This is a genomic window from Pseudomonas sp. 18175, from assembly GCF_050432925.1.
Taxonomy (GTDB): Bacteria; Pseudomonadota; Gammaproteobacteria; order Pseudomonadales; family Pseudomonadaceae; genus Aquipseudomonas.
On the sequence record NZ_JBKFTO010000009.1, the window covers coordinates 166,580 to 192,463 of the forward strand.

General features: G+C 61.1%; 24 protein-coding genes. 13 read left to right on the plus strand and 11 right to left on the minus strand.

From position 1 onward, the window contains the following. Positions 1-130: 130 nt before the first annotated feature. On the minus strand, positions 131-1,210 hold the full coding sequence (lptG, locus tag ACLD1Y_RS14720) for an LPS export ABC transporter permease LptG (RefSeq protein ID WP_429478627.1): 1,080 nt from the start codon (positions 1,208-1,210) through the stop codon (positions 131-133). Continuing rightward, entirely contained in the window at positions 1,203-2,321 is a 1,119-nt protein-coding gene (lptF, locus tag ACLD1Y_RS14725; RefSeq protein WP_429478628.1) for an LPS export ABC transporter permease LptF, read from the minus strand. The genes lptG and lptF overlap by 8 nt, the downstream gene beginning before the upstream one ends. A 285-nt stretch (positions 2,322-2,606) precedes the next feature. Here lptF and ACLD1Y_RS14730 point away from each other — a divergent pair, with 285 nt between their 5' ends. The 6 genes from ACLD1Y_RS14730 (at position 2,607) to rlmF (ending at position 10,055) form a co-directional block, all read left to right on the plus strand. After that, the gene (locus ACLD1Y_RS14730; protein WP_429478629.1) at positions 2,607-4,097 is read left to right on the plus strand and encodes a leucyl aminopeptidase; all 1,491 of its coding nucleotides are present in this window, start codon (positions 2,607-2,609) and stop codon (positions 4,095-4,097) included. 128 nt (positions 4,098-4,225) lie between these two features. Further along, on the plus strand, positions 4,226-4,654 hold the full coding sequence (locus tag ACLD1Y_RS14735; RefSeq protein ID WP_012722396.1) for a DNA polymerase III subunit chi: 429 nt from the start codon (positions 4,226-4,228) through the stop codon (positions 4,652-4,654). 7 nt (positions 4,655-4,661) lie between these two features. Beyond that, positions 4,662-5,030, plus strand: coding sequence for a DNA polymerase III subunit chi (locus ACLD1Y_RS14740; RefSeq protein ID WP_429478705.1), 369 nt, complete (start codon positions 4,662-4,664; stop codon positions 5,028-5,030). Positions 5,031-5,191: 161 nt separating this feature from the next. Then, positions 5,192-5,815, plus strand: coding sequence for a hypothetical protein (locus ACLD1Y_RS14745; RefSeq protein ID WP_429478630.1), 624 nt, complete (start codon positions 5,192-5,194; stop codon positions 5,813-5,815). A 155-nt stretch (positions 5,816-5,970) separates the two neighbouring features. Continuing rightward, entirely contained in the window at positions 5,971-8,817 is a 2,847-nt protein-coding gene (locus ACLD1Y_RS14750) for a valine--tRNA ligase (RefSeq protein ID WP_124527342.1), read from the plus strand. A gap of 218 nt (positions 8,818-9,035) precedes the next feature. Beyond that, a complete protein-coding gene (gene rlmF / locus ACLD1Y_RS14755) occupies positions 9,036-10,055 on the plus strand; it encodes a 23S rRNA (adenine(1618)-N(6))-methyltransferase RlmF (protein ID WP_429478631.1) in 1,020 nt (339 codons plus the stop codon). Positions 10,056-10,261: 206 nt separating this feature from the next. On the opposite strand, the gene ACLD1Y_RS14760 is transcribed toward rlmF, so the two are convergent. Further along, positions 10,262-10,543: an HU family DNA-binding protein gene (locus ACLD1Y_RS14760; RefSeq protein WP_003188840.1), complete on the minus strand. Its 282-nt coding sequence runs from the start codon at positions 10,541-10,543 to the stop codon at positions 10,262-10,264. A 396-nt stretch (positions 10,544-10,939) separates the two neighbouring features. On the opposite strand from ACLD1Y_RS14760, the gene yejK reads away from it, so the two are divergent. Then, complete coding sequence (gene yejK / locus ACLD1Y_RS14765) at positions 10,940-11,944, plus strand: nucleoid-associated protein YejK (RefSeq protein ID WP_252950668.1); 1,005 nt, start codon at positions 10,940-10,942, stop codon at positions 11,942-11,944. Continuing rightward, positions 11,944-12,294 carry a glutaredoxin family protein gene (locus ACLD1Y_RS14770; RefSeq protein ID WP_429478632.1) on the plus strand — a complete coding sequence of 117 codons (351 nt, stop codon included), beginning with the start codon at positions 11,944-11,946 and terminating at the stop codon, positions 12,292-12,294. The genes yejK and ACLD1Y_RS14770 overlap by 1 nt, the downstream gene beginning before the upstream one ends. Here ACLD1Y_RS14770 and ACLD1Y_RS14775 read toward each other — a convergent pair whose 3' ends face one another. The 5 genes from ACLD1Y_RS14775 to ACLD1Y_RS14795 are packed head-to-tail and all read right to left on the minus strand — an operon-like array spanning position 12,295 to position 16,057. Next, a complete protein-coding gene (locus tag ACLD1Y_RS14775) occupies positions 12,295-13,272 on the minus strand; it encodes a FecR family protein (RefSeq protein ID WP_429478633.1) in 978 nt (325 codons plus the stop codon). Further along, entirely contained in the window at positions 13,269-13,847 is a 579-nt protein-coding gene (locus ACLD1Y_RS14780) for an RNA polymerase sigma factor (protein WP_429478634.1), read from the minus strand. The genes ACLD1Y_RS14775 and ACLD1Y_RS14780 overlap by 4 nt, the downstream gene beginning before the upstream one ends. Before the next feature lie 9 nt (positions 13,848-13,856). After that, positions 13,857-14,183, minus strand: a complete 327-nt coding sequence (locus ACLD1Y_RS14785; protein ID WP_429478635.1) for a DUF3325 domain-containing protein — start codon at positions 14,181-14,183, stop codon at positions 13,857-13,859. Continuing rightward, on the minus strand, positions 14,184-15,758 hold the full coding sequence (locus ACLD1Y_RS14790; RefSeq protein WP_429478636.1) for a PepSY-associated TM helix domain-containing protein: 1,575 nt from the start codon (positions 15,756-15,758) through the stop codon (positions 14,184-14,186). Then, on the minus strand, positions 15,755-16,057 hold the full coding sequence (locus tag ACLD1Y_RS14795; protein ID WP_429478637.1) for a DUF3649 domain-containing protein: 303 nt from the start codon (positions 16,055-16,057) through the stop codon (positions 15,755-15,757). The genes ACLD1Y_RS14790 and ACLD1Y_RS14795 overlap by 4 nt, the downstream gene beginning before the upstream one ends. 170 nt (positions 16,058-16,227) lie before the next feature. On the opposite strand from ACLD1Y_RS14795, the gene ACLD1Y_RS14800 reads away from it, so the two are divergent. The 3 genes from ACLD1Y_RS14800 to fecA all read left to right on the plus strand — a co-directional run bounded on the left by ACLD1Y_RS14800 (position 16,228) and on the right by fecA (position 20,082). Further along, entirely contained in the window at positions 16,228-16,716 is a 489-nt protein-coding gene (locus ACLD1Y_RS14800; protein WP_429478706.1) for a sigma-70 family RNA polymerase sigma factor, read from the plus strand. Next, positions 16,713-17,654, plus strand: coding sequence for a FecR domain-containing protein (locus ACLD1Y_RS14805; protein ID WP_429478638.1), 942 nt, complete (start codon positions 16,713-16,715; stop codon positions 17,652-17,654). Before ACLD1Y_RS14800 ends, ACLD1Y_RS14805 begins: the two co-directional genes overlap by 4 nt. A 91-nt stretch (positions 17,655-17,745) precedes the next feature. Next, on the plus strand, positions 17,746-20,082 hold the full coding sequence (gene fecA, locus ACLD1Y_RS14810) for a TonB-dependent Fe(3+) dicitrate receptor FecA (protein ID WP_429478639.1): 2,337 nt from the start codon (positions 17,746-17,748) through the stop codon (positions 20,080-20,082). Between the two features lie 136 nt (positions 20,083-20,218). Here the strand turns inward: fecA and ACLD1Y_RS14815 are convergent, their stop codons facing one another. Next, a complete protein-coding gene (locus ACLD1Y_RS14815; RefSeq protein ID WP_429478640.1) occupies positions 20,219-21,091 on the minus strand; it encodes a LysR family transcriptional regulator in 873 nt (290 codons plus the stop codon). 104 nt (positions 21,092-21,195) lie between these two features. On the opposite strand from ACLD1Y_RS14815, the gene ACLD1Y_RS14820 reads away from it, so the two are divergent. Beyond that, entirely contained in the window at positions 21,196-22,707 is a 1,512-nt protein-coding gene (locus ACLD1Y_RS14820) for an MFS transporter (protein ID WP_429478641.1), read from the plus strand. A gap of 58 nt (positions 22,708-22,765) precedes the next feature. Here ACLD1Y_RS14820 and ACLD1Y_RS14825 read toward each other — a convergent pair whose 3' ends face one another. Beyond that, complete coding sequence (locus tag ACLD1Y_RS14825) at positions 22,766-23,176, minus strand: HPF/RaiA family ribosome-associated protein (RefSeq protein ID WP_429478642.1); 411 nt, start codon at positions 23,174-23,176, stop codon at positions 22,766-22,768. Between the two features lie 212 nt (positions 23,177-23,388). Beyond that, positions 23,389-24,336 (minus strand): LysR substrate-binding domain-containing protein, encoded by a 948-nt coding sequence (locus ACLD1Y_RS14830; RefSeq protein WP_429478643.1) that lies wholly within the window; start codon positions 24,334-24,336, stop codon positions 23,389-23,391. 137 nt (positions 24,337-24,473) lie between these two features. Between ACLD1Y_RS14830 and ACLD1Y_RS14835 the strand changes: the two genes are divergently transcribed. Next, positions 24,474-25,850, plus strand: coding sequence for an L-serine ammonia-lyase (locus tag ACLD1Y_RS14835; protein ID WP_429478644.1), 1,377 nt, complete (start codon positions 24,474-24,476; stop codon positions 25,848-25,850). Positions 25,851-25,884: the final 34 nt, after the last annotated feature.

Sequence of the window (25,884 nt, forward strand, 5' to 3'; positions counted from 1 at the left end):
GCAGGCAGATTGCCCGCTGAAAAATAGCCGGGAATTGTACCTGATGCTCTGCCCAGGCGTCATCTTTGCTGACCAGAACAAAAATGCCCCGATCTCTCGATCAGGGCATTTTTTGCACATAAGCGCCGTATCAACCGGCCCGGCGCAATAGCCAGAACCCGGCCAGGGCACAGATCGCGGTAGGCACCAGCACCGCAAACAGCGGCGAGAAGCCGAACACCAGGCTCGACGGGCCAAGCAGGTCCTGGGCAATGCGGAAGGTGAAGCCCACCAGCACACCGGTAAACACGCGCTGGCCGAGGGTTACCGAGCGCAGCGGGCCGAAGATGAACGAGATCGCCATCAACACCAACGCAGCAGTCACCACCGGCTGCAGCACTTTGACCCAGAACGCCAGCCAGTAACGGCCGTTGTTCAGGCCCTGGTCCTTCAAATAGTGGATATAACCCCACAGCCCGGAGATCGGCAGGCTTTCAGGGATCATCACCACCGTATTGAGCAATTGCGGCTTGAGGGCGATGTCCCACTCTTCGCTTGGCGCATTGATCACTTCGGTACTGGCCTTGGTGCCTTGGCCGATATTGCGGAAGTGGGTGGTGGTGATATCGCTCAACTGCCATTTTTCGCCGCTGTACTGCGCACGTTTGGCGAAGCTGGACGACAGCAGGTGACGTTCTTTGTCGAAGGTGTAACGCGTCACCCCCACCAACAGGCCACCCGGTTGCACGGCATTGATATGAATGAACTCATCACCCTGACGGTGCCACAAGCCGTGCTTGGAGCTTTGTGCATCCCCCGAACCCTGGGCCAGGGCGCGATTGGCCTGGGCGGTGGTTTCGGCCGGTGGCGCCACATACTCACCGATCAACACGCTGCACAGCATCAGCAGCAGCATGGGCTTCATCACCGCCCAGACAATACGGCCGATGGACACCCCGGCCGCGCGCATGATGGTCAGTTCGCTATTGCTGGCCAGGCTGCCCAGGCCGATCAGGCAGCCGATCAGCGCGGCCATCGGCATCATGTCGTAGAGGCGGCGCGGCGCGGTGAGGGCCACATAGCTCAGCACGTCCCATACGGTGTAGCTGTCGGTGACGTTGCCCACTTCATCGATGAAGGCGAACAGCGACGCCAGCCCCAGGATGATGCCCAGTACCGCCAGGATGGCGATCAGTACGCTGCTACCAATGTAGCGATCGAGCTTAGCCACGAGCCAACTCCTTCTGGCCACGACGGCTCTTCATTTTCAAACGGATCGGTTCCCAGTAGAGCAGCCCCAGGCCGATTACCAGGAAGATCCCGTGCACCCACCACAGGCCCAGGGTCGGCGACAGCTTGCCCTTCTCAAGGGAGCCACGGGCGGAAATCAGGATGGTGAGGTAAGCCATGTACAGCAGGATCGCTGGCAACAGCTTGAGGAAGCGGCCCTGGCGCGGGTTGACGCGCGACAGCGGCACGGCCATCAGGGTCACGATAAACACCAGCAGCGGCAAGGAAACACGCCATTGCAACTCGGCAATGGAACGCCGGTCGTCGCTGCCCAGCAGTTGCGAGGTCGGGATGGCGTCGCGGTCGGTGACTTCGTCGCTCACGTCCGGACGGGCCAGCATCACACCGTAGGTATCGTATTTGATGGCGCGGTAATCGGCCTGGCCAGGGCTGCCGTCATAGCGGTAGCCGTTTTCCAGGATCAGGTAGCGGCTGCCGTCGGGGCGCACTTCCTGGCGGCCCAAATCGGCCACCAGCACGGAAATGCCACGGTCTTTCTTGTCTTGCCCCAGGCGCTTCTCGGAGATGAACACCCCGCCAAGGTTGGCGCGATCTTCGGTCAGGGTCTCGGTGTAGGTCACTCGCGTGCCGTCATTGAGTGCCTGGAAGCGGCCTGGCTCGAGGGTGTCGAACTCGGTCATCGCGTCCTGCTTGTTCAGCACCAGCTGGAACTGCATGGCACCTTGCGGCGCCAGGCTCAGGCTCAGCCAGGCCACGATCAGCGCAACGCCCGCGGCCGGGATCATGGTCATGCCCAGCAAACGCTGCTGGCTCATGCCGGTGGCCGACAGCACGGTCATTTCGCTTTCCAGGTACAGGCGCCCGTAGGCCAGCAGGATCCCGAGGAACAGGCCCAGCGGCAGGATCAGCTGCAAAAAGCCCGGCAGGCGAAAGCCCATGATCAGGAACAGCGAACCTGGGTCCAACGCGCCGGAGGCAGCCTGGGCCAGGTATTTGACGAAACGACCACTCATGATGATGACCAGCAACACCGCACTCACGGCACTCAGGGTCAACAGGACTTCGCGGGACAGATAACGGAAGACGATCAAACCAGACACTCCAGGGTTGTCAGGCTAAGGCGGCCAAACAAGCAAGCATACCGAGTCAGCCCGTTTGAAGGGGCCGGCTAAAAAGATGGCGCATTATCCTGTGATTGACCGCGCCTGTCACGGAGCAACCTCCGTGCACGTGCACAAAGCGCGCAGCAAGGGTTGTCAGGCTCCGCCGCCGAGGTTCAAACTGCGGCCTTTGTCGCTGGCGGCTTACACAGCGGCCATGCATTAAAGCCTGGGTACAGACGCCAGGCTCTCAAGACCTTTATAAGGGACCCGAAAATGGAACTGGTTGTAAAAAGCGTTAGCCCCGAAACGTTGAAAACCGCCACCCTCGTGGTCGCCATTGGCGAAGGCCGCAAGCTCGGCGTTGCCGCCAAACAACTCGACGAACTGAGCGGCGGCGCGATCAGCGCGGTCCTCAAGCGCGGCGATCTGGCCGGCAAAGTCGGCCAAAGCCTGCTGCTGCAGAGCCTGCCCAACCTCAAGGCCGACCGCGTATTGCTGGTGGGCGTGGGCAAGGACGCCGAACTGGGCGACCGCCCGTTCCGCAAAATCATCAGCGGCATCCTCACTACCCTCAAGGGCCTGGGCGGCGGCGATGCCACCCTGGCGCTGGATGAAATCGTCGTAAAAGGCCGCGACAGCTACGGCAAGACCCGCCTGCTGGCCGAAACCCTGGTGGACGGCGGCTATATCTTCGACCAGTTCAAGAGCACCAAGGCCGAACCTCGCGCCCTGAAGAAAATCACCCTGCTGACCATCAAGGCCGCCCAGGCTGAAGTGCAGCGCGCCGTAACCCACGCGACCGCCATCGCCAACGGCATGTCATTCACCCGCGACCTGGGCAACCTGCCGCCGAACATCTGCCACCCGACTTACCTGGGCGAACAGGCCAAGGCGCTGGGCAAAGAGTTCAAGGGCCTCAAGGTTGAAGTGCTGGACGAGAAGAAGATCAAGGAACTGGGCATGGGCTCGTTCTACGCCGTGGGCCAGGGCAGCGACCAGCCGCCACGCTTGATCGTGATGCAATACAACGGTGGCAAGAAGGCCGAGAAGCCTTACGCCCTGGTAGGCAAAGGCATCACCTTCGACACCGGCGGCATTAGCCTCAAGCCGGGCGCGGGCATGGATGAAATGAAATACGACATGGGCGGCGCCGCCAGCGTGTTCGGCACCCTGCGTGCCGTACTTGAGCTGAAGCTGCCGATCAACCTGGTGTGTATCCTGGCGTGCGCCGAGAACATGCCGAGCGGCGGTGCGGCGCGTCCGGGCGATATCGTCACCACCATGAGCGGCCAGACCGTCGAGATCCTCAACACCGACGCCGAAGGCCGCCTGGTGCTGTGCGATGCCCTGACTTACGCCGAGCGTTTCAAACCGCAGGCCGTGATCGACATCGCCACCCTGACCGGTGCCTGCATTGTGGCCCTGGGCTCCCACACTTCGGGCCTCTTGGGCAACAACGACGAGCTGATCGAGCAACTGCTCAGCGCAGGCAAGGCCGCCGACGACCGCGCCTGGCAACTGCCGCTGTTCGATGAATACCAGGAACAGCTGGACAGCCCGTTCGCCGACATCGCCAACATCGGTGGCCCGAAAGCCGGCACCATCACCGCTGCCTGCTTCCTGTCGCGCTTTGCCAAGAACTTCAACTGGGCTCACCTGGATATCGCTGGCACGGCCTGGACCAGCGGCGGCAAGGACAAGGGTGCAACGGGTCGTCCGGTTCCATTGCTGACCCAGTACCTGCTGGATCGCGCCAAGGCCTAACCCTGTAGGAGCGAGCTTGCTCGCGAAAAACTTGAGGACGACGCGTTAACCCTGATTAAACGCGTCATCGTTGACGATCTTCGCGAGCAAGCTCGCTCCTACAGTTTTGAGGTGTTCCAGGAACTGCAATGACCCAAGTCGACTTCTATATATTGCCCAGCGCCGACCCGCTCGCGCGCCTGGACTTTGCCTGCAAGCTCACTGAAAAAGCCTGGCGCATGGGCCACCGCATCTACCTGCATTGCAGCGATGCCGCCCAACGCGATGAACTCGACGCCCGCTTGTGGCGTTTCAAGGGCGAAAGCTTCGTGCCCCACGGCCCCGCCGAATCTGAACCCGAAGGCCTGGTTGTATTGGGTTTGGGCGACAGTTGCGGCGATCACCATGACCTGCTGGTCAACCTGGACCTGAAAGTGCCGCCCTTCGCCAAGGCATTTGCCCGTGTAGCCGAAGTGGTCGTGGAAGACCCGGCTATTCGTCAGGCCGCGCGGGAGAGTTTCCGCTTTTACCGCGAACAGGGCTATCCTTTGCAGGATCACCGGCTACAACGACTTTGAGTAAATGATGGACACTCCCAACCTTAAAAAAGACGACCACCTGCTGGACGACCTTGAGTCGATCCGCCAGTTGCTCGGTGATGATGACTTGCAACCGCCCTTGTTGACCGACTCGGTCGTTGACGAGCCACAGATTCCGATGCTGTTCGACATGGTCAACGGCAAGCCCGCCGCACCGGAGCCCGTAGCGGCGGCACCTGCCGCGCCCGAAAAAGGTCCCGACGCCCTGCTGCTGCACCTGGACAACGAACTGCGCGCCGCCGCGCAACTGATCATGCAAGACGTGATCGACGACTTCGCCCCGCATATCGAAACCGAGATCAAGCGGCGGATGGATGCGCGGATGGAGCGGTTGCTCAGCCAGTATCAATCCTGACATTTTCATACAGCTGTCGTGTCACGACAGCTTATTGCTATTGGCCAGAGGGTAGTTATCTGATCACTACCGGCTATCTGCACTGTTATTTTTGACAGTAGATTGTGCGAGTGAAACTGACGAGAGTTGCTTGGCAACTTAACGTCAATGGAGCGCACGCCATGTCAACCCTATCCGCAGGCAGTAACCCTATTTTCACTGGTGCCGGGCCTGGCCCTGGCGGCCTGGCCATTATCTATGGCCAGGCCGCGCCTAACGCCATCGTTTACCTGTACCACTCAGGAGGGTCTCCACTTTACGGAACCACCACCGCCGACGCCTCCGGGCTCTTCGCCCTCACCACCACGACCCCATTGATTCAGGACGCCAACGGCAACACCCCGATTGCCATCGCAGAATTCAATTCGACTGGCCAGCAGGTTTCCGGCTGGACCAGTACCACTGTAAACAGCAGCGCGATGAATGCGCCCCCAGCTCCTACTAACCCAACCCCAGGTGGTGCCATTTTGGCATCCGGCAGCGCACCGATTTTCGTTAACTCGGCCGCCGCAGGCGCAGGAGGCGCGATCATCAACGGTGTCGCTGCCCCCAACGCAATTGTTCACGCATATCACGCCGGCGGAGCTCCGTATTATGGCTCTGCCACGACTGATGCGTATGGCAACTTCAGTCTGGCAACAATCACCCCCCTCGTGAAAGATGCTGCTGGCAATACCCCGATTGCGTTGGCTGAATTCAATGCGACCGGTCAACAAATCTCTGGGTGGACTGGCGCCACCATATGAAGCAACCCAGGCGTGCAAACTAGATTTGTCCCCTGGACGACAGGGCCGATGCAAAGTTTTTGCATCGGCCCGCCAGCGCTCTTTACGCGCAGCGGCTTATCCCCGTTATACTTGCCGGCTTTCCTGAATTAATGCCAACTAGGGTCCCGCCGCGCATGGATAAGACCTACCAGCCGCACGCCATCGAAACTTCCTGGTACAACACCTGGGAATCCGAGAATTATTTCGCCCCGCAAGGCGCGGGCGATTCCTACACCATCATGATTCCGCCACCGAACGTCACTGGCAGCCTGCACATGGGCCATGGCTTCAACAATGCGATCATGGATGCGTTGATCCGTTTCCGCCGCATGCAGGGCCGTAACACCCTGTGGCAACCGGGCACCGACCACGCCGGTATCGCCACGCAGATGCTGGTGGAACGCCAGCTCGAAGCCACCGGCCAGAGCCGTCACGACCTGGGTCGTGAGAAATTCCTGGAAAAGATCTGGGAATGGAAAGACCAGTCCGGCGGCAACATCAGCCGTCAGATCCGTCGCCTGGGTTCGTCCGTAGACTGGAGCCGCGAGCGCTTCACCATGGACGACGGCCTGTCGGAAGCCGTGAAAGAAGCCTTCGTGCGCCTGCATGAAGACGGCCTGATCTACCGCGGCAAGCGCCTGGTCAACTGGGACACCAAGCTGCACACGGCGATTTCCGACCTCGAAGTGGAAAACCACGACGAGAAAGGCTTCCTGTGGAACCTCAAGTACCCGCTGGCCGACGGCGCCAAGACCGCCGAGGGCAACGACTACCTGATCGTCGCCACCACCCGTCCGGAAACCATGCTCGGCGACGCCGCCGTAGCCGTTAACCCGAACGATGAGCGCTACCAGGCCCTGATCGGCAAGTTCGTCGAGTTGCCGTTGGTTGGCCGCCGCATCCCGATCATCGCAGACGACTACTGCGACCCTGAATTCGGCACCGGCTGCGTGAAAATCACCCCGGCCCACGATTTCAACGATTACGAAGTCGGCAAGCGCCACAACCTGCCGCTGCTGAACATCTTCGATAAGAACGCCGCCGTGTTGCCGGCCTGCCAGGTGTTCAACCTGGACGGCACGCTGAACGAAAGCATCGACGGCAAGATCCCGGCCGAATACGCCGGCCTCGACCGCTTCGAAGCGCGCAAGCAGATCGTTGCCGCCTTTGATGCTGCCGGCCTGCTGGTGAGCGTTGACGACCACGGCCTGAAAGTACCGAAGGGCGACCGCTCCGGCACCATCATCGAGCCTTGGCTGACCGACCAGTGGTACGTGTCCACCAAACCGCTGGCCGAACCTGCCATCGCCGCCGTGGAAGATGGCCGCATCCAGTTCGTGCCAAAACAGTACGAAAACATGTACTTCTCGTGGATGCGTGACATCCAGGACTGGTGCATCAGCCGTCAGCTGTGGTGGGGCCACCGTATTCCAGCCTGGTACGACGAGTCCGGCAAGGTCTACGTAGGCCGCGACGAAGCCGAAGTACGCGCCAAGCACAACCTCGGCGCTGACATCGCGCTGCAGCAAGACAACGACGTATTGGACACCTGGTTCAGCTCGGGCCTGTGGACCTTCTCCACCCTGGGCTGGCCGCAGCAGACCGAATTCCTGAAGAAATTCCACTCCACCGACGTACTGGTCACCGGTTTCGACATCATTTTCTTCTGGGTTGCCCGGATGATCATGCTGACCATGCACCTGGTGAAGAACGAGGACGGCACCCCGCAGGTTCCGTTCAAGACCGTGTACGTGCACGGCCTGGTGCGTGATGGCCAGGGCCAGAAGATGTCCAAGTCCAAGGGCAACGTGCTGGACCCACTGGATATCATCGACGGCATCGACCTGGAAACCCTGGTGCAAAAGCGCACCTCGGGCCTGATGCAGCCGAAACTGGCGAAGAAGATCGAGAAGCAGACCCGCGACGAGTTCGCCGACGGCATCGCCAGCTACGGCACCGACGCCCTGCGCTTCACCTTCTGCTCGCTGGCGTCCACCGGTCGCGACATCAAGTTCGACATGGGCCGCGTCGAAGGCTATCGCAACTTCTGCAACAAGATCTGGAACGCTGCGCGCTACGTGCTGGATAAAGGCGAAGACTGCGGCCAGAACGGCGAAGCCTATGAGCTGAGCCTGGCGGATCGCTGGATCATCTCGCAGTTGCAACGCACCGAAGCCGAAGTGACCCGCCAACTCGACCAGTTCCGTTTCGACCTGGCAGCACAGGCCTTGTATGAGTTCATCTGGAACCAGTATTGCGACTGGTACCTGGAGCTGTCCAAGCCAGTGCTGTGGGACGAAAACGCCCCGGTCGAACGCCAGCGCGGCACCCGTCGCACCCTGGTGCGCGTGCTGGAAGTGGCGCTGCGCCTGGCGCATCCGTTCATGCCGTTCATCACCGAAGAAATCTGGCAGCGCCTGGCGCCGCTGGCCGGTATCGAAGGCAAGACCATCATGCTGCAACCTTGGCCGGTGGCCAATGAAGCGCGCATCGATGAAGCGGCCGAAAGCGATATCGAATGGCTCAAGACCCTGATGCTCGGCACGCGCAACATCCGCGCCGAGATGAACATCGGGCCGGGCAAGCCATTGGCAGTGTTCGTCAAGAACGCCAGTGCTGAAGACCAGCGTCGTCTCGCCGAGAACGATGCGCTGCTCAAGAAACTGGCCAAGCTGGAGTCCATCACCGTATTGGCGGCTGATGCCGAAGCGCCGCTGTCCGCTACCGCACTGGTTGGCGAGATGGAAGTGCTGGTGCCGATGGCCGGTTTGATCGATAAGGGCGCTGAACTGGCCCGTCTCGACAAGGAAATTGCACGCCTGCAAGGCGAAGTGCAGCGGGTGGGCGGCAAGCTCTCCAACGCGGCGTTCGTCGACAAGGCGCCGGCTGAAGTGATCGACAAAGAGCGCGCCAAGTTGGCCGAGGCAGAACAGGCCCTGGGCAAGCTGGCGGAGCAACATGCGCGGATTTCCAGCCTGTAAGGTGTGATCTGTGTAAGAAAGAGGCCTCCGGGCCTCTTTTTTTTGGCCTGAAAACCCAATCGATGTGGGAGCGGGCTTGCTCGCGAATGCAGTGTGTCAGGCACTGCATCTGTTTCTGATGCACCGCATTCGCGAGCAAGCCCGCTCCCACATTTAACCGAGATCACCCTGGGAATGTGTGACAATAGCCTCCACTTTGAGCCAAACCCAGAATCATCATGACCGCCCCCAGCACACCCAAGCCTCCACGCAAGAAGCCTAAAACCGCCGCCACGGCCAAACCCGTCGCGCCGCGCAAAGAGGCTACCTTGCACCCGCGCAACCGCCACACAGGCCGTTACGACTTCCCGGCGCTGATCAAGACCACGCCGGAACTGGCGAAATTCGTGATCCTCAACCCGTACGGCAAAGAGAGCATCGACTTCGCCAGCCCGGATGCGGTGCGGGTGTTCAACCGGGCGTTGCTCAAGTCGTTCTATGGCATCCAGCACTGGGACATCCCGGCTGACTACCTGTGCCCACCGGTGCCGGGGCGTGCGGACTACGTGCACTTCCTCGCCGACCTGCTGGCCAGCAACAACGATGGCAAGGTTCCACGCGGTTCCATCGTCAAGGTATTGGATATCGGCATGGGCGCCAACTGCGTCTACCCGCTGATTGGCTACATGGAGTACCGCTGGAACTTCCTCGGCTCGGAGGTCGACCCGATCGCCGTGGCCGCCGCCAAGGCCATCGTGCAGTCCAATGACCTGAGTAAGGTCATCCAGCTGCGCCAGCAGACCAATCCCAAGCAGATCCTGCTGGGCCTGCTGGAGCCGGGCGAGCGGTTTGACCTGACCATGTGCAACCCGCCGTTCCATGCGTCCATGGACGAAGCCACCAAAGGCAGCGAGCGCAAATGGCGCGCCTTGGGCAAGGCTGATCCGAAGCGTAAGTTGCCGGTGCTGAACTTCGGCGGCCAGTCGGCCGAGCTGTGGTGTGAAGGCGGCGAAGCGCGGTTTGTGACGCAACTGATCGCCGAGAGCGCGCATTTTGCCCATAAGGTGTTGTGGTTCAGCACGCTGGTGTCGAAAGCGTCGAATTTGCCCGCAATCGAGACAGCACTGAAAAAGGCCGGGGTGTTGGAAAGCCAGGTAGTGGAAATGTCCCAAGGCCAGAAGCAAAGCCGCTTCGTGGCCTGGACCTTCCAGACCAAGAACGAGCAGCAGATCTGGCGTCAGCGCTGGGTTCGCGACTAAACCCAGTGTAATGAGGGTGCCTGCTGTGACCGGGGAGCTTGCTGTGGCGAGGGAGCTTGCTCCCGTTCGACAGCGAAGCTGGAGCCGGCTTTTTTAGGGCCGCTTCGCAGCCCAGCGGGAGCAAGCTCCCTCGCCACAAGTACAAATCGCAGGCAACAAAAAACCGTGCCCGGATCGCTCCGGAGCACGGTTTTTTTTGCTGCGTCTTACTTGTTAACAGCGTCGGTCAGGCCTTTGGCCACAACCAGCTTGATAACTTTCTTGGCAGCGATTTCGATGGCAGCGCCAGTCGAAGGGTTACGGCCAGTACGGGCAGGACGCTCGGTCACTTTCAGTTTGCCAACGCCTGGCAGAGTGATTTCGCCGCCGTTTTCCAGCTGATCAGCAACAACTTGGCTCAGTTGGTCCAGCAGAGCGCGCACGGTAGTTTTCGGTGCGTCTACGGCTTCAGCCAGGTCAGCGATCAGTTGGTCTTTAGTAATAGCCATTGTGGTGTTCCTTCCCTATCAAATTCATATGGATTGCAGAGTGCAGTGTCAGCCATCGAGCCGGACCGTCAAGGTCTGGCACCCCCGACCATAACCACGAAGTTCGGGGTTATAGATGCTTGAAACGGGGATTGGTTCGACCTGACAGATGCTGAATGCACGCTTAACGCCGAGACTTGGCGTAAGACGGGGCAAAACTAGCACAGAGACGGGGAAATATCCGCTTCTACCTAGCCATTTGGTCAGCTTTATCGCTCTAAACCGTGAAAAAAAGGCATATGCCTCGTCGGACAGCCTCCAAAACGCCCTTCGACGGGTGCCATGGCCAATGGGTGCGGTACACTGGGCGCCTTTTTGGGGAGGCCAACCGCTCCCCTTCAACCAGCCGAGAAGCCCATGCCGATCCGTCATTGCATCGTCCACCTGATCGACAAAAAACCCGACGGCACACCCGCAGTTCTTCATGCCCGCGATTCGGAACTGTCCGAATCCGCCGCTATCGAGAACATGCTTGCCGACCTCAACGAGAGCTATAACGCCAAACAAGGCAAGGCCTGGGGGTTCTTCCATGCCGAGTCCGGCGCGCACCCGTTCAGCGGCTGGTTGAAGGAATATTTCGACGGCGGCCAGGATTTCACCAGCTTCAGCCGCACCGCCGTCGAGCACCTGCAAAAGCTGATGGAAGAGTCCAACCTCTCCACCGGCGGCCACGTACTGTTTGCCCACTATCAACAAGGCATGACCGACTACCTGGCCATCGCCCTGCTGCACCACAGCGAAGGCGTGGCAGTGACCGACGAGCTGGACGTGACTCCATCACGCCACCTGGACCTGGGCCAGTTGCACCTGGCGGCGCGCATCAACGTCTCCGAGTGGCAGAACAACAAGCAGTCCAAGCAGTACATCTCGTTTATCAAGGGCAAGAACGGCAAGAAGGTCTCGGAATACTTCCGCGACTTTATCGGCTGCCAGGAAGGCGTCGACGGCCCAGGCGAAACCCGCACCCTGCTCAAGGCGTTCAGCGACTTTGTTGAAAGCGAAGACCTGCCGGACGAATCTGCCCGCGAAAAAACCAAGACTCTGGTGGACTACGCCAGCAGCCAGGCCAAGCTCGGCGAGCCCATGGGCCTGGAAGAACTCTCGGGGCTGATCGATGAAGATCGACCTAAGGCGTTCTATGACCATATCCGCAACAAGGACTACGGCCTGTCGCCAGAGATCCCGGCGGATAAGCGCACCCTCAACCAGTTCCGCCGCTTCACCGGCCGCGCCGAGGGCTTGTCCATCAGCTTTGAAGCGCACCTGCTGGGCGACAAGATCGAGTACGACGAAGCGGCTGGCACGCTGATCATCAAGGGGCTGCCGACTCAATTGACCGACCAGCTCAAGCGCCGAAACTGATGCTTGGCGGGGTCTTCAAGAAAGTCCTGCTGGTGTTGCTGGTGGTGGTGGTAATCCAGAACTGGGGCAAGATCGAGCGGGTGTTCAACCCGTCCCAAATGGCACCTGAGCAAACCCGTGCCTCGGCGCGGGTGGTGCTCTACTCCACCGAGTGGTGCGGGTACTGCAAACAGATTCGGCGCTTCCTGGACCAAAAGGGTATCCCGTACCAAGCGTTTGATATCGAGAAGGACGCCCAGGCGCGCAAGGCGTATGAGGCGCTGGGTGGCGGTGGGATTCCGTTTGTGGACGTCAACGGCACGTTGATCCGCGACTACAGCCCCGAAAAGATCATGGCCGCGCTGAAGTAATCAGCGCAACACGATCATGCGGCCCAGCACGTTGTGCTGTTCAAACCCCAGCACCGCCTGCAACGCATTCAACACCGCCTGTGGGTCTTTGCTCGGGAAACTGCCGCTGACGCGCTTGGCACCCATCGCTTCGTTGAGCAACAGGATGCGGCCTGGGTAGTAACGGCCCAGGTCCTTGACCACATCGGCCAGCGGCGCCTTGTAATAATTGAGCCAGCCATCACGCCAGGCCAAGCGAGACTCGCTGTCCACGGGGTGCATGGCATCGGCAACACCCTCGGCGTAGGCCACTTGCTGTCCCGCCGTAAGAATTTGCTGCTGCCCTTGTTTGGAGGGCGTCACGCCAACCCGGCCGGACAACACCGTTACCTGGGCGCCCGCCGGTTGCAGGCGCACTTCGAATTGCGTGCCGAGCACCCGCGCTTCACCACTGCCCGCCTCCACCACAAAGGGTTGCCCGGTGTGGGTCACGCGGAAAAAGCCGGCCCCGCGGCGCAGTTGGATATGGCGCTCGCCATGGCTGAAATCCACGGCAATCGCGCTGTCCGCGTCGAGTGTGACTTGGGATTGATCGGCCAGGGTGACGGTTTTCACCTCCCCCGGTGCGCTCACATAGTCGGCGCCAAAGTCATCGACCCAGCGTGACGGCTGCCAACCGGCGCCCATCGACACCATCAACAACAGGCACGCCGCCATGGCCAGCGCGCCAGACCAGCGCACCGCTCGTGAGCGTCTGGAGGTATTCATTGCATTGAGGTAACCCTGCAACGCCAAGGCGTCTTCGTCTGCCAGTTTGCGCGCCGGTACTTCACTCAACTCCCACAGCACCTGGGCCTGGGAATACGCCTCGACGTGCGCCGGGTCTGCCCGCAGCCACTGGCTGAACGTGGCCTGGTCGCCGCTGCTGGGTTGGTCGTGCAGCAGGCTCAGCCAGGCCAGTGCGGCGTGTTCCTGCTCGGGCGTGGGGGTGAGGTTCACGGTGCTTTCCCTGGCGTGCGTGGGGGCGATGGTTCGCGAAGGCTGGCCTTGCAGGCTTCGAGGGCACGCATCATATGTTTTTCCACGGCACTTTGGGACAGGCCCATGGCCTTGGCGATTTCCGCGTACTTGCGGCCGTGGATGCGGTTGAGCAGGAAGATCTGCCGGGTACGCTCCGGCAGGCTGCGCAGGGCCGCTTCGACATGGCGCAGGTCATTGCCTGCTTCGAGTGCTGCCTGGGGTTCGCAGCATTGGCTACCCTGTTGTTCCGGCATCCAGCCTTCGCTGCTGCGCACCCGCGCACCTTCACTGCGTAGGTGGTCGATAGCAATGTTGCCAGCACAGCGCAGCAGGTAGGTGCTGAGTTCCTCGACCTGCACCAGCGGGCGGCGCCAGAAACGCAGGAACAGGTCCTGCACCAAGTCGGCCGCCGTCGCGCGGCAGCCTACTCGCCGGTTGACCAGGGCTTCCATTTGCGAACGCTGGGACAAAAACACCTGCAGGAAATGCGCACGCCCGCCCGCCGCATCAGCGTGCTGGCTGTCTTGGGGTTCGGGCGGCGTGCTCATCATCATGCAAAGGGCTCAGAGAGTGGCGAAGGCCGCAACGGGGCTGGCCAGCAGGCCGATGCCCGCCAGGATCAGGGCCAGCCTTGGCCGATACGGCAACAACAGCACCAGCAGCAATGCACTGAGCATCAACACCGCGCACCATTCCACCAGGCCCTGGCTCCAGCCGGCAACGGCCACCGCCGGCCAGATCGAGCCGACCAGCAATAACCAACCACCCCCACGCAGACCCAGGCGCCGCCGCGCTGAGGGTTTGCTGTGCAGCAGTTCGCCATGGTGGCGGTCGGTGGACAGGCACAGTGCGGTGAACCCCGTGTAGCACATCAACAGAGCCAGCAGCATTCAGTGCGCCTCCTGCTTAAGAGTCATCGCGCGTGCGCGCTCGGCCTTGGGTTGCGGCGCCGTGCGGTGTTGCATCTTCCAGGCCGCCCAACCGAGGAACACGCCACTGGCCAGGCACGTCAGGTCGAAACCGGCCATGGTCCAATCGCCCTTGGCCAGCGATGTGCCCAGGTGGTACGGCGTGGTCAGTGCATTAAGGAGTGGAACCGCGACAAACAGCAGCGTGCCAAAAGCCAATTGCTCGACCCAAGCCTGACGGCCACGGCGCAAGATGGCGTGCAGAAAGCTCAGGCCCCAGGCGATAAAGAAGGCTTGCACTTCCCAGCCGGAGCGCTCGGCAACGTTCACGGGCAACAGGCGGTTGGCCCAGAAGAAGGTTGCGATGGCGATCATCAAGCCGGACATGCTGGCGATGTTCAGCACTTCCACCAGGCGCAACTCAAATGGCATTACGCCGGTCTTGGCGTGCTTGAGCTGGCGCTTGCCCAGCCAGATCACCAGGCCGGTGCCGATCATCGCCGTACCCGCCAGCCCACAAATAAAGTACAACCAACGCAGCACCGGGCCGGCAAATTGGCCCATGTGCAGGCCGTAGAAACTGCCACCGATCACGGCTGGCAGCGACTGCTCGCCGCTGGTGCGCAACAGTTCGCCGGTGTTGCCGTTGAACGACACGATGCTGTCGAATTCATGCACCACCTTGTCGGAGCTGGCGCGGAACACATTGACCGACGCGTTCACATCGCCGGGGTTATTCACCCCCAGTCGCCCCACATGGCCGCCCCCCCACTGCGCCCGAGCCTGTTCATACATCGGCAACAGCGACATCAACTTGCCCGGCTGCCCCAGCGCCGGCGCGTTGTTGGTGGCGGGGAACACGTCATTAAAGAAGGCACGGGTATCGTTGCCATAGGAGGCCAGGATCGGCGCCGGCATGACCATGCTCATGAAGATCACCAGGCTGCTGTAGGTGATCATCAGGTGGAACGGCAGCACCAGCACGCCCACCGCGTTGTGCCCGTCGAGCCAGGAGCGCTGGCCTTTGCGGGGGCGGAAGGTGAAGAAGTCCTTGAAGATTTTCTTGTGGGTGATGATGCCGGTGATCAAGGCGACGAACATCACCATCGCGGCAATAGTCGATAGCCAGCGGCCCCAGGGGTGGGGCATTTGCAGTTGGAAATGGAAGCGATAGAAGAAGTCGCCGCCCATGCTTTCGCGGGCTTGCACGGCTTGGCCGCTGACTGGGTCGAGGGTTTTCTGGATGAAATTGCCGCGCTTGCCAGGGTCGAGCTTGTCTTGCCACATCACCGACAGGCCAGGATCGCGGTGGTCCGGCAGGTTGATAAACCAACGCGCAGCATTCGGTGCCTGTTGTTGCAGATAGGTTTGGGCAACGCCGAGGCTGCGGGCATCGTCGATAGGATGCGCCAGCACTTCAGGTTGCATCCAATGAGTAATCTCTTCCTTGAAATAGGACAGGGTGCCCGTCAGGAAAATCGCGAACAACAGCCAGCCAAAGATCAGCCCCGCCCAGGTGTGCAACCAGGCCATGGCCTGGCGAAAGCCTTCTTTCATGTGCGCACCATCCACAGCCCCACACCCGCCAGGGTGGCAAATGCGGCGCTGGGTAACATCACGCCAAACCAGGCACGCCATGCGGTGCGGCAGGCAAAACACCAGAGCACCGCCAACAGGTAGAACACAAACGAACTCATCATCCCGGTAATCACCGCGTCGGCGCGGGAGGTGGGCATCCACAACGCCAGGCAGATGGCGGCCAGGGAGGCCATCAGGTAGCCACCGACCACAGCCGCGAGCACTCGGGATGTGACAGCCAGACGGTAACGCGTGGGAAGTGAGGTTTTGCTTTTCATGCGGGAGGCGCCAGGTTCATCAGCCAGCAATATTAATGATAAATATTCTCATAAGCAAAACAGAACGTTTAAAACACCTGCCCGCACGCATTGCCGAACCCCACCCAGCCGCCTACAATGCGAACAATTCTTGTTCTCTAACGTATGCCGATACGTGTGGAGTGATTGTGTTGCAGCCGTCCACTACCGTCGAAGTGTTGTACAACGACCATCACCACTGGCTCACCGGCTGGTTGCGACGCAAGCTCGGCTGCCCGGAAAGCGCGGCTGACCTGGCGCAAGACACCTTTATCCGCGTGCTCACGGCCCGTGAAACGCCCACGCTGATCGAACCCCGCGCCTTCCTCACCACCGTCGCCAAGCGCGTGCTGTTCAATTTCTACCGCCGCCAGGACCTCGAACGCGCCTACCTCGACGCCCTGGCACAAATGCCCGAGCACGTTGCGCCGTCGGAAGAAGACCGCGCGATCATCCTGCAAACCTTGGTGGAGCTGGACCAACTGCTCGACGGCCTGCCCGTTCAGGTCAAGCGTGCATTCCTACTGGCGCAACTTGACGGCCTGACCTACGCGCAAATCGGCGCCGAACTGGGCATTTCCATCGCCACCGTCAAACGTCACCTGACCAAAGCCGCCATGCGCTGCTATTTCGCCCTATGAATTTCTCGACCCAAGTCGCCGAACAGGCCGTGCACTGGCTGATGGAAATGCAGCAAGGCGCCCTCAACCCACGCCAGCAAGCGGCGTGGCAGCAATGGCTGAATGCCCACAGCGAGCACCAGCGTGCGTGGGACCATATGCAACGCGTCAACCAGCGCCTGCGCGGCATGCCGTCGCCCCTGGCCCATGCCGCACTGAACGCGCCAACTTCCACCAGCCGTCGTCAGGCCCTCAAGCTGTTGCTGATCCTCGGCGCCGGTTCCGCCGCTGCCTGGGGCCTGCGCCAGCAACATATCCTGCCGCCGCTGACTGCCGACTACCGCAGCCCGGTGGGCCAGCGGCGCAAAGTGCAGTTGGCCGATGGCAGCCAGTTGCAGCTCAACACCGGCAGTGCGGTGGATGTGCATTTCGATGGCCAGCAGCGCCTGATCCGCCTTCTCGAAGGCGAGATCCTGTTGACCGCCGCCAGCGGCAACACACCGCTCAACGTCTTGACCGGCCAGGGCCTGCTCAGCAGTCAAAAAGCGCGCTTCAACGTGCGCCAATTCAACGACCACGCCCAACTGGCGGTACTCGACGGCCAGGTCGAGGTGATGCCCAACACCTACAGCGGCCTGCCGTTGGTGGTCCAGGCCGCGCACCAAGTCAACTTCACCCGCAAAGGCTGGGACACCCCACGCCCCACCGACGCCAACAGTGGCGCCTGGGCCGATGGCATGTTGATGGCTGCGCACATGCGCCTCGAAGACTTCCTCGGCGAACTGGGCCGCTATCGCCGTGGCCAACTCAATTGCGATCCGCAAGTGGCCAACCTGCTGATCTCCGGCAGCTACCCGCTGGACGACAGCGAGCGCATTCTCGACCTGCTGGAGGTGAGCCTGCCGGTCAAGGTGCGGCGCTTTACCCGCTATTGGGTGAACGTACAGGCCCGCGCCTGAAATTATTTTCAACATCTGTGAGCCGTTTTCCACACCTCGCGTGACAGAGAAGGAAAGCCACCTTGATCCTTCCTTCTCAGGACCGCTCTTCATGCCCCAGCAACCGACGCTTCTTGCCCGCACCCTGCGCCAACTCCTACTCGGCGCCAGCCTGAGTCTTACGGTGCTGCCCGCTGTGATGGCCGCCGAGGCCAAGCCTTATCACATCGCCCCCACTTCGCTGGAAGCTGCGCTGAACCAGTTTGGCCGCGAAGCCGGTGTGTTGATCTCCTTCGGTTCCGAAGTGACAGCCGGCCTGCAGAGCCGTGGCCTGTCGGGCAATTTCAGCGCCGCCGAAGGCCTGCAGAAGCTGCTGGAGGGCACCGGCCTGCAAGCCCGCGCCGAAGGCGACAATGCCTACAGCCTGCAACCGGCCAATGCGCCGGCGACTATCGAGCTGGGCACTTCCAGCGTGGTCGGCGACTGGCTCGGCGATGCTGCACAAACCAACGTGTTCGAACACCCCGGCGCCCGTGATGTCATCCGCCGCGAAGAATTCGAACGCCAAGGCGCCACCCAGGCCCGCGATGTACTCAACCGCATCCCCGGCGTGAACGCCCCGGAAAACAACGGCACCGGCAGCCACGACATGGCGCTCAACTTCGGTATTCGCGGGCTCAACCCGCGCCTGGCGTCGCGCTCCACGGTGTTGATGGACGGCATCCCGGTGCCCTTCGCGCCTTATGGCCAGCCGCAACTGTCGTTCGCGCCTATCAGCATGGGCAACATGGACGCGGTGGACGTGGTGCGCGGCGGCGGCGCCGTGCGTTACGGCCCGCAGAACGTCGGCGGCGTGGTCAACTTCGTGACCCGCGCCATCCCGGATGCGCCCACGGTCAAAGGCGGCTTGCAGACCGAAACCAGCCCGTCTTCCAGCCATGACGGCTTCAAGACCACCGCCAACCTGCTGGCCGGCGGCACCGCTGACAACGGCCTGGGCGGCGCGATCCTGTACTCGGGCACCCGTGGCGGCGACTGGCGCGAAAACAGCAATACACGCATCGACGACCTGATCCTCAAGGGTAAATACCAGCTGGATGAAGCCAACAGCTTCAACGCCATGGCCCAATACTACGAAGGCCAGGCCGATATGCCTGGGGGCTTGAACGTTGCGGACTACAAGGCCGATCCGTATCAGTCCACCCGCCCCTACGACAAATTCTGGGGTCGGCGCACCATGTTCAACGCCGGTTACCGCTACCAGGAAGACCGCCGCGAATTCACCGTAAACACCTTCTTCACCACCACCCTGCGCAACGGCTACCTGGACCAGACGCGCTTCCTGTCCCTGTCGCCCCGTGAATACTGGGTGCGCGGCCTGGAAACCCGTTTCGCCCAAGGCTTCGACCTTGCCAACACCAGCCACGAAGTCGGCGTGGGCTACCGCTATATCAACGAAGCCGGGCACGAACTGCGCTACACCACGCCGATTACCGCCAACCAGCAGATCCCGACCACCAATAGCAAAAACGACCGCGACACCCGTGGCAGCACCGAAGCCAATGCGTTCTTCATCGACGACCGCATTGATATCGGCAAGTGGACCATCACCCCAGGCGTGCGCTACGAAATGGTCAAGTCCCAACAGACCGACCACATCAACAACCTCAACTACAAAGGCGACTACAACACCGCGTTGCCAGCGCTGAACGTGCTCTACCACCTCACCGACAGTTGGAACCTCTACGCCAACACCGAAGGTTCGTTCGGCAGCGTGCAGTACAGCCAGATGGCCAAGCGCGTGCCCAAAGGTGAAGTCAAACCGGAAAAAGCCCGCACCTGGGAAATCGGCACACGCTACGACGACGGCACCTTGCGTGCAGAGATCGGCGCGTTCCTGATCAACTTCGACAATCAGTATGAAAGCAACCAGACCGACGACTCGGTGATTGCCCGTGGTGAAACGCGCCACCAAGGCATCGAAACCAGCGTCAACTACGCCCTCGACGGTTTGAGCCCGGCGCTGGCCGGCTTTGACGTGTACGCCAGCTACGCCTACGTCGACGCCACCATCCGCGAAGACGGCCCGAACAAAGGCAACCGTGTGCCCTTCTCCTCCAAGCACAAAGGCACGATGGGCGTGGGCTACACCGAAGGCCGCTGGAAACTCAATGTGGACAGCAGCTTCCAGAGCAGCCAGTTCGCCGACAACGCCAACACCCAGCAGGAAAGTGCTGACGGCAGCACCGGACGTATCCCTGGCTACATGCTGTTCAGCAGCCGCGCGGCGTACGATTTCGGCCCGCAGCTGTCGGATTTGAACGTGGCGGTAGGTGTGAAAAATATCTTTAACACCCAGTACTTCACCCGCTCGTTTGATGACAATAACAAGGGCAAGTACGTCGGCGAGCCACGCACGGTGTACGTGCAGACCTCCATCGCGTTCTAACAACACCACAACCTGTGGCAAGGGCGCTTGTTGTGGCGAGGAAGCTTGCTCCCGCTGGAGTGCGCAGCAGTCCCATTCGTTTAAACGACGGGTGGGGCCGCTGCGCGACCCAGCGGGAGCAAGCTCCCTCGCCACATTAACTGCCCGCCAGGCAGCTCGGGGTGGCCGCCACCAGGGCGTCGATGGCGCAGCGGGTTTTGGCCGGCATATGGGGTGCGGTCGGCCAAATCACGTGGATCGGTGAGGGTTGCTCGCGGTAGCCCGGCAGTACCGCCACCAATTGTCCGCGCAGCACATAGTGCGCAATCAACCAACTTGGCAGCCAGGCCAGGCCGACACCTGCAATCGCAGCGTCGGCCACGGCTTGGAGATCGTCCAGTACCAAGGGCGATATCACCCCCGAGCGATGGGGAGTATTGGCTCTGTAAGCAATGCCTCGATGGCCTGCCAGGTCATTGCTCGACTCAATTCGAGCCGCTCGTTGCAAATACGCCGGTGACGCGGCCAACCCCACGGCCTGCTCCCCCAGGCGACGTGCGCTCAAACGATCGGTGTCGGGCAAGGGGCCAATGCGCACGGCGATATCGAAGCCCTCTTGAGTCAGGTCGATCATACGGTCAGAGAAGCAAATCTCGACCTCCAGCTGCGGATACCGGTCCATCAACCCCCACAACGCAGGCGCCGCATAGTGGTGCCCAAACGCTAATGGCACGCTGGCCCTCAACCGCCCGCGAGGCTGTTGGCGGCCGCTTTCCAGTACCGATTCGGCGGCCTCAAGTTCGGCCAGTGCACGCAGACAATGCTCGTAGTACGCCTGCCCGTCTTCTGTCAGATGCTGGCGTCGGGTCGAACGCTGCAACAGGCGCGTGCCCAAGCGCGCTTCCAATCGCGCCAGGCCCTTGCCGACCGCAGAGCGTGTGAGGTTCAGCCGTTCGGCGGCCTCCGTCAGATTGCCGCTTTCCACGATCTGGAGGAACAGTTCAACGCCATCAAAACGTGGGGTAGTCATGGTTTTATTGTCGCCCTTCATTCCCGTATCAACGGAAAACTTATCACGAATAAAGCGCTGAATTCCCATGAAAATAGCCTGACTTCATCTTTCAGGAGCATCCCATGCCACCCGCAGCCACGTTATCGGCCAGCAGCACGCCCAGCACCGCCAGAAACGGCGTCGCCCTCACCGCCGTATGCCTGGTGGCCCTGATGTTCGGCCTGGAAATCTCCAGTGTGCCGATCATCCTACCCACCCTCGAACAGCAACTGGGCACCGGTTTCCAGGACGCTCAATGGATCATGAATGCCTACACCCTGGCCTGTACCAGCGTGCTGATGGCGGCGGGCACTTTGGCGGATCGCTTCGGCCGGCGGCGCATGCTGGTGCTGTGTTTATGGCTGTTTGGCCTGGCATCGCTGGCGTGTGGGCTGGCCAACGACGCTTCAACCCTGATTGCGGCACGTTTCGTACAAGGTGTGGGTGCTGGCGCGATGATGATCTGTCAGTTCGCGATTCTGTCGCACCAGTTCCGCGAGCCGGCAACGCGGGCCCGGGCGTTTGCAGTTTGGGGCGTGATCGCGGGCATTGGCTTGGGCTTCGGGCCGATGGTGGGCGCGTTGATCCTGGCAGTGGCGGACTGGCGCTGGGTATTTCTCGTACATGTGCCGCTGACCTTGCTCACGTTGGGGCTGCTGCATATCAGCGTGCAGGAGTCCCGCGACCCCGCCGGGCATCGCCTTGACATCGCCGGCATGCTCACCCTGACGCTGGCCGTGTTCGCCCTGGTGTATTTCATCACCCAAGGCAGCGAGTACGGTTTCGGCACGCCGGCCATGCTCGGTTGGGCGGCGTTGTCGCTGGTCGGCATGTTGCTGTTCATCTGCGCTGAACGCCGCAGCGCCCACCCAATGTTCGATTTCTCGGTGTTTCGCATCCAACGTTTCAACGGTGCGTTGATGGGCTCAATCGGTATGAATTTCAGCTTCTGGCCGTTCATGATCTACCTGCCGCTCTACTTCCAGGCCGGCCTGGGCTACGACACCCTGACCACCGGCGGCGCCCTGCTCGCCTATACCTTGCCGACCTTGCTGATCCCACCATTGGCCGAACGCCTGGCCTTACGCTACGGCGCCGAACGCATCATCCCTCTGGGCCTTGGATTGATGGGCGCAGGCTTCCTGAGCATGGCCGCCGTGAACAGTGCCGCTCAACCGAGCATCGTGCTGGTACTGGCCAGTTGCGTAGTTGCCGGGGTTGGCCTGGCGCTGACTAACTCACCCACCACCAACACCACCACGGGGGCCGTCTCGGCGGACCGTGCGGGCATGGCCTCGGGCATCGACTTGAGTGCGCGACTGATCACCCTGGCACTCAATATCGCGCTGATGGGGTTGGTGCTGCTGCTGGGGATCGCTCATCAGTTATCGGCTGTGTTGCCCGCAAGCACCGTGCTGGATTGGCCAGCGATCAGCCAGAACATTGCAGCGGGCAAACTGAACTCGCCAGGACTTACGTTTACCGATGCCCAGGCTGCGCTGCGCCACGGCGCCGGGTGGGCGATGCTTTTCGCGGGGTTTGGGGCTGCCGGGCTGGCGCTGCTGAGTGGGTATTTCTTCCGACGCGAACACTAACGAAAACGGGCCTGCATTTGCAGGCCCGCTCTATGGGGGATGAAAGAACTTTCAGCTATCAGCTATTAAACACGGCGCGTTCTTTTTCCAGAAACTCCTGTTCAAGCTCATCTTCATTGACCTTGGTGTCCGACAGACTTCTACCGGCAGCGCGTGGCTTGCCTTGCAGTCGGCCAAACAGATGTTCCAGCGCATGATCCAGCTTGGTGGCCGCACCGTCGATCGCCTGTTCCAGGGTGTCGGCTTTGTGCAGCACCGAAACCGGTTGATGACCTTTTGGTCGCGCTTCCAGACGGCAACTCAGATCATGGGGACCGGGCTTGTCGCCGTTCTCATCCCGCAGGTAGACCTCCACTCGGGTCAGGTCTTCTTCGTAACGTTCGAGCGTGCTCTCAATGGTAGTTCGTACCCACTCCTCCAGTCGGATGCTGCTTTCAATATGGTTATCGCTATTGACTTGGATTTGCATAGTTCTTCCCTTATTTCAGCTAGCTCGCGAGAGGTCACAACTGCAACACCGATGCGGTGAAACCATGACCTCTTAACTACACAATTGAGCAGTCAGAGAAACAATTCAACCCCTTTGAAAAGATAAATCCTACATTACAAATTAAGTCTGACTACGAGCAAAAACACTGTTAGGGTGGGGAGTTAGTTACATCTTCTTACGCCTAGCCGACCTCACAATTGCCCCTCTCCCAAGGGGTGCAATCCGCGAAAAATCTCCGCCTCCTCCACCAGCCAATCATGCACCGCCCGCACGCCCGGATGGCTCAGCGCGCCCGGCGCATACAGCAACACGTAGCGTTTGTGATTGGGCACCGCCAGGCCGAACGGCACGATCAAGGTGCCGCGCTCCAACTCATCGTTGAGCAAGGTGCGCCGTGCAATGGCCACGCCCATGCCGGCGATGGCGGCTTCGATGGTCAAGTGGTTGCGGTTGAAGGTGTGGCCACGGCGTACATCGGCGTCGTGATAGCCGATGGCATTCAGGTAAAACTCCCACTCGGCGTACTCATAACTCCCACGCCACGCGGTAATGTCATGCAGCAGGGGGAAATGCACCAGGTCGGCCGGGCCATGCAACGGCGGGCGACCCCGTAGCAGGCTTGGTGCGCACACCGGGAAAATCTGCTCATCCAACAGGGCTGTGGATAACAGGCCGGGGTAGCTGCCATCGTTGAGGTCGATGGCCAGGTCGAAGTCCCCCTCATGCAGGGCGATGCTGCTGTCTTCGGCAACCATGCGCAGTTGTATGTCCGGAAAACGTTGCTGCAAGCGTGGCAATCGCGGGGTCAGCCACTTGCCGAGAAACGACGGAATCGAGCGCAGGCGCAATGTACCGCTGATCATCCCTGCATCCAGCCGCTGCAATTCGGCATCGATGCTGCCGTAGGCCTCCCCCACCGTCGCCGCCAGGCGTTGCCCCTCGGCGCTCAGTTCCACGCCGCGTGCCCGGCGATGAAACAACCGAAAGCCCAAACGCTCCTCCAGCTGCCGGATCTGCTGGCTCACCGCCCCTGGCGTGATGTGCAGTTCTTCGGCGCAGCGGGTGAACGACAAATGCCGCGCAGCACAGGAGAAAACGTGCAGCCAGACGTAGGTCTGGCCATGAAGGGGCCGGGCCATAGGGTTTAGTCCTGCTAAAGGGTGTCTTAGGATAATTCGTTGGTCAGTGCCGATCCAGAGGCTCAGTATCGCGCCAATTGCGCTCGTCCTACAAAACATGGCAGCGATTCCTACTCCATTGCTTGTAAGGCTTTAGCATGGCTATCAGTGTTTTTGATCTATTCAAGGTGGGCATCGGCCCGTCCAGCTCCCACACCGTCGGCCCCATGCGGGCGGCGGCGACCTTTGCCCAAGCCCTGATTGACCAACAATTGTTGGGCGCTACCCGTCGCATTGAAGTGCGTCTGTACGGCTCGCTGTCCGCTACCGGCGTCGGCCATGCCACCGACCGCGCCTGTGTGATGGGGTTGATGGGCGAGTGGCCGGACAAGGTCGATCCCACCACGATCAACACGCGTATCCAGCACCTTCGCGAATCCGGCCGGCTATTGCTCGCAGGCCAGCAGGACATTGCCTTCAACTGGCACACGGATCTCCTGCTGCTGGACGAGAGCCTGCCCTACCACCCCAACGCCATGTCCCTGCACGCCTATGGCGACAGCGGCCTGTTGAGCGAGCAAACCTATTACTCGGTGGGCGGCGGCTTCATCATCGAAGCGGCTGAGGCCGAGTCGGGTATTGCGCCGACCAGTGATGTGGCATTGCCCTACGACTTTTCCAGCGCCGTCGAGTTGCTGGCCCTGTGCAACAAGCACGGCTTGCGGGTTAGCGAATTGATGATGGCCAACGAACGCGCCTGGCGCAGCGATGAAGACATCCGCAGCGGCCTGCTGCATATCTGGTCGGTGATGCGCGAGTGCGTAGAGCAAGGCCTGCGCGATGAAGGCATCTTGCCCGGTGGCCTGGACGTGCCGCGCCGTGCGGCGAAATTGCACCGCAGCCTGTTGGAAATCGGCAAACCGAATGTGATCACGTCGACCTTGTCGGCGATGGAGTGGGTGAACCTGTTCGCCCTCGCCGTCAACGAAGAAAACGCCGCCGGCGGGCGTATGGTCACCGCGCCCACCAATGGCGCGGCGGGGATCATCCCGGCGGTGCTGCATTACTACATGAAATTCAACGCCGACGCGTCTGACGACGATGTGGTCAATTTCTTCCTGGCCGCCGCCGCTGTCGGCATCCTGTGCAAGAAAAATGCCTCAATCTCCGGCGCCGAAGTCGGCTGCCAGGGCGAAGTCGGCTCGGCCTGCGCCATGGCCGCCGCCGGGCTCGCCGATATCCTTGGCGCCACCCCGGAGCAACTGGAAAACGCCGCCGAAATCGGCCTGGAACACAACCTCGGCCTCACCTGCGACCCCGTCGGCGGCCTGGTGCAAGTGCCCTGCATCGAGCGCAACGCCATCGCCGCCGTCAAGGCGATCAACGCCACGCAAATGGCCCTGCGTGGTGATGGCAAACACTTCATTTCCCTCGACCGGGTGATCCGCACCATGCGCGATACCGGCGCCGACATGCATGACAAATACAAAGAAACTTCACGGGGCGGCCTGGCCGTGAGCTGGGTGGAATGCTGAGGAGCATTCCCTGACCGTCCCAACGTGAGCCCGC

Excerpts from the sequence above, each read along its gene's own strand:
- ACLD1Y_RS14735 (WP_012722396.1), top strand. The coding sequence starts at position 4,226 with ATGACCCAAGTCGACTTCTATATATTGCCCAGCGCCGACCCGCTCGCG.
- ACLD1Y_RS14835 (WP_429478644.1), top strand. The coding sequence starts at position 24,474 with ATGGCTATCAGTGTTTTTGATCTATTCAAGGTGGGCATCGGCCCGTCC.
- ACLD1Y_RS14760 (WP_003188840.1), bottom strand. The coding sequence starts at position 10,543 with ATGGCTATTACTAAAGACCAACTGATCGCTGACCTGGCTGAAGCCGTA.
- ACLD1Y_RS14750 (WP_124527342.1), top strand. The coding sequence starts at position 5,971 with ATGGATAAGACCTACCAGCCGCACGCCATCGAAACTTCCTGGTACAAC.
- ACLD1Y_RS14790 (WP_429478636.1), bottom strand. The coding sequence starts at position 15,758 with ATGAAAGAAGGCTTTCGCCAGGCCATGGCCTGGTTGCACACCTGGGCG.
- fecA (WP_429478639.1), top strand. The coding sequence starts at position 17,746 with ATGCCCCAGCAACCGACGCTTCTTGCCCGCACCCTGCGCCAACTCCTA.
- ACLD1Y_RS14815 (WP_429478640.1), bottom strand. The coding sequence starts at position 21,091 with ATGACTACCCCACGTTTTGATGGCGTTGAACTGTTCCTCCAGATCGTG.
- ACLD1Y_RS14770 (WP_429478632.1), top strand. The coding sequence starts at position 11,944 with ATGCTTGGCGGGGTCTTCAAGAAAGTCCTGCTGGTGTTGCTGGTGGTG.
- ACLD1Y_RS14795 (WP_429478637.1), bottom strand. The coding sequence starts at position 16,057 with ATGAAAAGCAAAACCTCACTTCCCACGCGTTACCGTCTGGCTGTCACA.
- ACLD1Y_RS14740 (WP_429478705.1), top strand. The coding sequence starts at position 4,662 with ATGGACACTCCCAACCTTAAAAAAGACGACCACCTGCTGGACGACCTT.
- ACLD1Y_RS14780 (WP_429478634.1), bottom strand. The coding sequence starts at position 13,847 with ATGATGATGAGCACGCCGCCCGAACCCCAAGACAGCCAGCACGCTGAT.
- ACLD1Y_RS14820 (WP_429478641.1), top strand. The coding sequence starts at position 21,196 with ATGCCACCCGCAGCCACGTTATCGGCCAGCAGCACGCCCAGCACCGCC.
- yejK (WP_252950668.1), top strand. The coding sequence starts at position 10,940 with ATGCCGATCCGTCATTGCATCGTCCACCTGATCGACAAAAAACCCGAC.
- ACLD1Y_RS14745 (WP_429478630.1), top strand. The coding sequence starts at position 5,192 with ATGTCAACCCTATCCGCAGGCAGTAACCCTATTTTCACTGGTGCCGGG.
- ACLD1Y_RS14785 (WP_429478635.1), bottom strand. The coding sequence starts at position 14,183 with ATGCTGCTGGCTCTGTTGATGTGCTACACGGGGTTCACCGCACTGTGC.
- ACLD1Y_RS14730 (WP_429478629.1), top strand. The coding sequence starts at position 2,607 with ATGGAACTGGTTGTAAAAAGCGTTAGCCCCGAAACGTTGAAAACCGCC.
- ACLD1Y_RS14830 (WP_429478643.1), bottom strand. The coding sequence starts at position 24,336 with ATGGCCCGGCCCCTTCATGGCCAGACCTACGTCTGGCTGCACGTTTTC.
- ACLD1Y_RS14825 (WP_429478642.1), bottom strand. The coding sequence starts at position 23,176 with ATGCAAATCCAAGTCAATAGCGATAACCATATTGAAAGCAGCATCCGA.
- rlmF (WP_429478631.1), top strand. The coding sequence starts at position 9,036 with ATGACCGCCCCCAGCACACCCAAGCCTCCACGCAAGAAGCCTAAAACC.
- ACLD1Y_RS14805 (WP_429478638.1), top strand. The coding sequence starts at position 16,713 with ATGAATTTCTCGACCCAAGTCGCCGAACAGGCCGTGCACTGGCTGATG.